The 6,471-nt window shown below is 54.9% G+C and carries 4 protein-coding genes and 1 CRISPR repeat array; of the genes, 2 read left to right on the top strand and 2 right to left on the bottom strand.

What is annotated here, in order from left to right; genetic code table 11:
* Positions 1 to 33: 33 nt before the first annotated feature.
* A CRISPR array of direct repeats spans positions 34 to 532; the repeat unit is 36 nt; unit sequence GTTTCAGTACCTGTCAACAGGGGTGTCCTTCAGGAC.
* 388 nt (positions 533 to 920) lie between these two features.
* Together cas1 and RBT76_15755 are read right to left on the bottom strand one after the other, a co-directional pair.
* Positions 921 to 3,539, bottom strand: a complete 2,619-nt coding sequence (gene cas1 / locus RBT76_15760) for a CRISPR-associated endonuclease Cas1 (GenBank protein ID MDX9859240.1) — start codon at positions 3,537 to 3,539, stop codon at positions 921 to 923.
* Positions 3,540 to 3,574: 35 nt separating this feature from the next.
* On the bottom strand, positions 3,575 to 3,925 hold the full coding sequence (locus tag RBT76_15755; GenBank protein ID MDX9859239.1) for a hypothetical protein: 351 nt from the start codon (positions 3,923 to 3,925) through the stop codon (positions 3,575 to 3,577).
* 773 nt (positions 3,926 to 4,698) lie between these two features.
* Here RBT76_15755 and RBT76_15750 point away from each other — a divergent pair.
* Together RBT76_15750 and RBT76_15745 are read left to right on the top strand one after the other, a co-directional pair.
* A protein-coding gene (locus RBT76_15750; GenBank protein ID MDX9859238.1) for an IS3 family transposase occupies positions 4,699 to 5,816 on the top strand; the annotation gives its coding sequence in 2 pieces (ribosomal slippage) (positions 4,699 to 4,951 and positions 4,951 to 5,816; 1,119 coding nt in all).
* Positions 5,817 to 5,910: 94 nt separating this feature from the next.
* Complete coding sequence (locus RBT76_15745) at positions 5,911 to 6,162, top strand: hypothetical protein (protein ID MDX9859237.1); 252 nt, start codon at positions 5,911 to 5,913, stop codon at positions 6,160 to 6,162.
* Positions 6,163 to 6,471 lie beyond the last annotated feature (309 nt).

Here is a 6,471-nt window from a genome sequence, read left to right as displayed (position 1 = left end):
GACTAATCGCCGGGTTGTACTTCGGCTACCAATGTTACAGTACCTGTCAACAGGGGTGTCCTTCAGGACTGTACCGCATCCCGGCCAATGTTCTCGGTGGGTTTCAGTACCTGTCAACAGGGGTGTCCTTCAGGACAGTACGGCGTGGCTGAGGGCTGGACGTCCAAGTTTCAGTACCTGTCAACAGGGGTGTCCTTCAGGACGCTTCGACGACAGGTGGAACTGGAACAACTGTTTCAGTACCTGTCAACAGGGGTGTCCTTCAGGACGTTCTAGCCGGCATCTCGACGGTCTTTAGTTTCAGTACCTGTCAACAGGGGTGTCCTTCAGGACAGAAGAATGTCACGGATTAAAACCAGATATAGTTTCAGTACCTGTCAACAGGGGTGTCCTTCAGGACAAACGGAAACCCGGGTGGACCAAGAACCTTGTTTCAGTACCTGTCAACAGGGGTGTCCTTCAGGACTAACTACCCGACCCCCTCTTCGCCGACTTTGTTTCAGTACCTGTCAACAGGGGTGTCCTTCAGGACTCTATCACTTGCATGCCGTTGTAATCCATCGCCTTCCCGGCCTGAAATTCGTAACCGTCGTCACATTCGGTCCGTTTTGGCTCAAAACCACCGAGGTTCCGAATCGTCTATACGATATATGCCGAATCACCATCTATGTCCCTCGCCTCACTCCGTCCAACTACTTCACCGCGTGATGAATACTCCAGTCGATATACTTTCACAAATCCTGTTGTGATCCTCAACGCACGCAGCTCCCTCAGCAGGTCCCGCCGTGCTTTGCGATCCATCCGGCACTCAAACACGCTCTTCTGCACGCGGAAGCCGAACCCTTTCAGAACCCTGTCAACTCTGCGGCGCTCCGCATCCGAAGTGATGTCATAAACGACCGTGTAGTCTGATACGCCCCTCATGATTCCCAACGATAAAACGTCAGTCCCGACACGTCAAGGACCCAGTTCTTGACGACGATTGTTTGTGCGTAAATGTTCTGGGCCAACGACAGACGTTCGCGGCCCGATTTCTGCTGCATCTCGGTTTCGAACGCTTTTATATACTTGTGGATTCCGTCGCGAGTCAGGTAGCATCCTCGTGCCGTCTCCCTGAAATCGGATTCTTTAATCATCTTCAGATTCAGTAACCTGAGAATCAGTCGATCAATTCGCGACCGGAACAATTCCTCAATATCGCATACCAGCGATTCATAGTCGTTCAGCGGTGAGTGCAAAAAGCCGAGGTACGGATTCAAGCCCACTGCCCTGACCGTGGCATTCACCCGCGAAAAAAGCATGTAGTAACCGAAATTGAGCATCGAGTTGATGCGGTCCGGATTCCGCCGCTGCCTTTTCAAGAATCGGAATGCGGGATTGTGGATCCGTCTGCCGAACTGGGCAAGCGCCTCTCTGGCGGCGGCGCCTTCGCAGCCGCGCACCTCATCGATGTGTGCGGCGCTCCGGATTTGCTCCGCAAACTCCGTCAGCCGTCGAATAAACTCTCCGTCGCCCATTTCATAGCGCTGCTGGTACACGGGGATGTAGTTCAGCACCTTGTTTGCCGCAAACTCCTTTGCGACAGCGAGCTGTTCGGTATCGGTGAGGCTTGCATACTTTGCCGTGTGCCGGGAACTGATGTTGTAGTATCGGCGTGAATCCGGCTTGATGGTCGTGATAAAATACCCTGTGTTCAGCGCTATAGTGAACGGGATATTCTCATCGACGCAGCGAGTGATTAGCGCCGTGGAGAAGCCCGTTCGTTCGAGAACGATAATCTCGCTGATTCGCCGAATCGGAAATGATTCCAGAATCGTGCGACCACGGCATACGTTTACTGAATCGCCGGATAAGGAGAGAAAGAGATCGGGTTCCGTGACATACAGTGGCTTCCGGTACGCCTGCACGATGTTCGAAGCGGGTGTAACCGCTTCTTGTTCGTCAAAGCGCATACCAAGGAACTCGAAACCGTCGCGAACGTCGGTAATCAGTGTTTTTGAGCCGGAAAGTGTCAGTCCCAGGTCCGCGAGTATCGCTTCTGCCCGGGACAGGACAGCTTCGGCGTCATCTCGGGACTTTGTCAGGATGAGAAAATCGTCGGCGTATCGAATGAATCTGGCGTCAGCCTGCTTGATGGCTTCATCAAACGAGTCAAGGTAGAGGTTTGCAAGCACGGGGGACAGCGGGCTTCCCTGGGCGAGCCCCTGCTTGCGGGCGTGAAGGTCGCCGTTCAGCACATACGGCATGGCAATGGAAGACTGAAGCAATCGGCGCATTTCGGAATCGCCCGAGGGGATGCAGGAGTCTATCAACCCAATCAATCGATCATGATCAACTGACGGGAAGAAGTCGGAAATGTCGGCTCGAAGAGCGAAGCTGTGTCCGTCGGCGATCGCTCGAGTGATCCGTTCGGCGGCGTGCTGTCGTGAAAGACCGCGTCGATAACCGATCGACTCGTCTTCAAAAGCGGCATCGAGCACGGGAGAAATCAACCTGAACAGGTGCTGCTGGACAATGAGATCACGGGGGTGAAGTCTTTCCACCGTTCGGCTGTTGTGACTGTGCGTCTGCACGGAAAACGCCGTCGAGGGAGTGGGCGTGTAGCGCCCGTTCACAAGTTCATTTGCCAGCTTCTCCGCGACCGCATACTCATCAATCGGCAAGCCTTCAGATTCGGCGAGGGCTGCGGCCGCGTCGTCATGTCTTTCAACTACTTCACGAACGACAGTCACCAGCCGGCGTCGGTCTCCCAGCATCTGTTGGAAGTACGGGGGAGAGGGGCAGCGAAGCTGGAAGTAGCCGTGCGAATAAGGGATCTTTGTGCCGGCGTGCAATTCACTGGCGAGGAGGATTATCGGCAGCACATCGGTCACGGCGCCTTTCACATACAGGCGGCCCACACATCCATTTATGAGTTGTGTATGGCCCGGCTGGGTTTTGGAGGCGTGTCTGATTTCCGTATAGCGCCAGTAGTACGGTAGCAGTTGACATGATGCCGTCGAGTTATACGCTGCGGTAATGTCCCGCCCAAACAGCCGTGAGAGTCGCCGCAGAATGGACTGAATGAACGTGTCGAGGCTGAGCCACGTCCGAGGTTTCCCCGGCGTCCGATTGAACGGATACGGACTGAGAAAATCCAGGCACAACTCGTCAATCGACGATGGCAAGCTTGTCGACTCCAGCACCGTACCCATGCACCGTGATTCAATCTCGCCCAGCGCAAGCAACTTGAGGTTTCGACCGTGCACGGGGTCGGAGAGCAGGGCATGCAGGCCATCGCGCCAACGCGAGATGTACTCCTGGGGAACGTCTGCAAAGAGAAAGTCCACCACAAAACGGGATCCTACGTCGACTTGGATCGTGTGGCGGACATCTCGCACGTGAAACAGGACGTGAATGTCGCTCGAATCACCGAGAACCGAGTTTGTGCTCTTGACGATGGCCTGTATCATTGAGAACAGATGCGCCTTCGCCATTTGTATCCGGCGGACAACGAGCATTGACGCGCTCACGCGGTGCCAATTAAGAGTGTTGAGCATGTCGAGTGTCTCCCCGCATTTGTACTGACTCTCTGTCAGGCTTCCTTCTCGATTGTGTAGACCGCGAATGAGAAGTTTGCAGACGCTATTTCGTCGTCAGAATACTGGTGGCGGTTTTCGAGTCGCGGCAGGCCGTGGACGGTCATGACAATCAGCCTGTCGCCATCGTGAAGGGTTATTCTGGGCGGAGTTCCCGGAATCTTGAGATCGATTCCGAACCGCGCACGCATGGCAGCTATTGTTGCTGTGTGGCTGGGATTGAACGATGGTTCAACACCTGCAGAGATCAATTGGCGCACTTGCGCAACATCGATTTCCCGCCTTCGAATGATGCAATTCGAGGTGAACATGCTGTCGGCAATGGCGAAGGCAAAGAACGTGCTCACGCAAGACTCCTCGCATTAGTTGGATACCTACGGGCGATCAATAGAAAATAAGGCGCATTGGCGACCGAAACAAGTCGAGTTTTCTCGCTGCTTGTGTATCTCAAACGTGCGGACACACCTCACGCTGGAAATCAGCCGGAAAGGGCCAGGCTGTACTGCTTTCCGTAAAACCAACTCCCTGGAACCAGTGAACCGGTCTGAGTGGGTTGATATCTGGGTATCAGTATTCTCTCTTACACCGGCATTCGAACCTTCAGGACGTCGAGGCGATATTGAAAGAAGCACCGATGGCTGTGAACTTCGGCGGGCGAGACGGACCATCCAGATAATGCACTCGCCCGAACCGAATAGGGAATAGCAATGTCACCACGAAATCGATTGCTCTGCGACGCCGATGGTATTGGAATCGGTGAGCGGACCTGAATGACGCCTCCCGTTGGTTGAGTGTTTCAGATCGGGTTAGCCATTGCGGATCGAATCAAGGAAGGCAGCGCGGTTCGACGAGCACTACATTGCGCGTGCTTACTGTTTTCAGCCGCGGCGCTGTCCAAACGACATGTGGTTAACATAGTCGCCAATACTAGCAGTTTCCCGCGGTGTGCGATGGTGTGTAGCGGTCATAAATAAGGCACTCGCCTACCCCGTTGTTCTGCAGGGGACAACCAATCAATCAGGCATAGCGGGGCAACTGTGAAGTGTGCATTGTAAGCTTACCCAAACAGTAGACTGTCGTGAAGTAGAGCTTTTTGGCATATTACAGCCAGGAGGACTCTATGAAACGGTCACGATTCAGTGAGACACAGATCGTCGGCATCCTCAAGGAAGCCGATGCCGGGTTGCCGGTGAAGGAGATCTGCCGCAAGTACGGCATCGCCGACCAGACCTACTACAACTGGAAGAAGAAGTACGGCGGGCTGGAGGTGTCTGATGTACGTCGGATGCGCGAGCTGGAGGCGGAGAACGCCAAACTCAAGCGGATGTACGCCGAGCTGAGTCTTGAGAACGATGCCCTGAAGGATCTGATCTCAAAAAAGCTCTGAGGCCACCGGAACGTCGCGAGGCAGCGGCGTATCTGGTGGCCGAGCATAGGGTGTCGATCGGCCGGTCCTGTCGGGCGGTGGTGTTGTCGCGGGCAGCCTGGTACCGTCAGCCGCAGGACCGCCTGAAGCGGGATCGGGAGGTTATCGAGGTGTTAACGAGTCTGACTGACGCCAACAACCGTTGGGGCTTCTGGCAGAGTTACCAGCAGATCCGTCAGGCGGGCTATGTCTGGAATCACAAGAAGGTGTATCGAGTGTATTGCGAGCTGGGCTTGAATCACAAGCGGCGGACGAAGAAGCGTATACCGCCGCGGGAGCGTCAGTCGCTGGATACGCCCTCAACACCCAATGCCGTCTGGGCACTGGACTTCATGAGCGATGCGCTGTACGTGGGGAGGCGGTTCCGAACGCTCAACGTGATGGATGAGGGGATGCGGGAGGCGTTGGCTATCGAGATCGACACGTCGCTGCTGGGCGAACGGGTGGTGCGGGTCCTGGAGCGACTGTGTGCCTGGCGGGGTGTGCCGCAGGCAATCCGCTGCGACAACGGTCCGGAGTTCACCTCACAGGTCGTGGTCGACTGGTGCCAGCAGGTGAACATTGCCATTCGCTACATTCAACCGGGCAAACCGAATCAGAACGGATTGATAGAACGATTCACTCGAACCTATCGTGAGGAGGTCTTGAACAGTTACTTGTTTGAGGATTTAGATCAAGTGCGGGAGATCACAGCCGAATGGCTGGTCAGATACAACGAGCAGCGCTGTCACGATGCGCTGGGTGGTCTGCCCCCGACGATCTTCCGGGAACGTCAAACCGCCAAAAACTCTACTTATGAACTGTCTACTTGACAGGGGAGCTTACGGGGGAGTTAGCGAGTCCGACGCAATCTCAGTCTCCCTCAACGGTGTATTCTCGACTGACTACAGCTACAGGGTCGCGTATATGCTAGGCTGGTATCACTTTGTCGATGTGCGAAAGAGGTGGCACACCGTCGCGGGGGGAGGGTATCTCAAGACCTCCTACGATTCTGGGACTGCGAAGAACCTTGGAGGCTGTCTGCTACTCGGCGGAGGATACGAGGTGTTCACCTACGTACGACTCGAAAGCTCGGTTCTTTTCGGACTCGCAGGAGGTGACCGTGGCGCCGAGTTCCATGGCAACTTCCAGCTCGTCGCCAAGTTTCTGTACTTCTAACCTCATCCCGATCGGTTCCAACGCCACACATCTGTGCCCATCTTGTGACGGAACGGCGTCTCGAATCGTCGCATTTCAGTAGATTTAGTAAACTACCAACAACAACGTAACTCCTTGTGTAATGGCATGCTATGCAGGATATCGTTGCGCCGCAAGAGCATAGGGACCCGCTGCTGAACGAATCCGGGGTTCGAGTCCCTGCACCGCTATTTTTTTGTGCCGGTTACACCTTGCAGGGGAGGTTGCCCGGAAGACTTTTTCACTGTACAAAGCGATATGGCATCGGGTTACGGGGAAATGGGTTTGTTT

The organism is Candidatus Zixiibacteriota bacterium (assembly GCA_034003725.1).
Classification (GTDB): Bacteria; Zixibacteria; MSB-5A5; order GN15; family FEB-12; genus WJMS01.
Note: the sequence above shows the minus strand (reverse complement) of the source record. Positions and strands in the feature narration are given on the sequence as shown.

Excerpts from the sequence above, each read along its gene's own strand:
- cas1 (MDX9859240.1), bottom strand. The coding sequence starts at position 3,539 with ATGCTCAACACTCTTAATTGGCACCGCGTGAGCGCGTCAATGCTCGTT.
- RBT76_15745 (MDX9859237.1), top strand. The coding sequence starts at position 5,911 with ATGCTAGGCTGGTATCACTTTGTCGATGTGCGAAAGAGGTGGCACACC.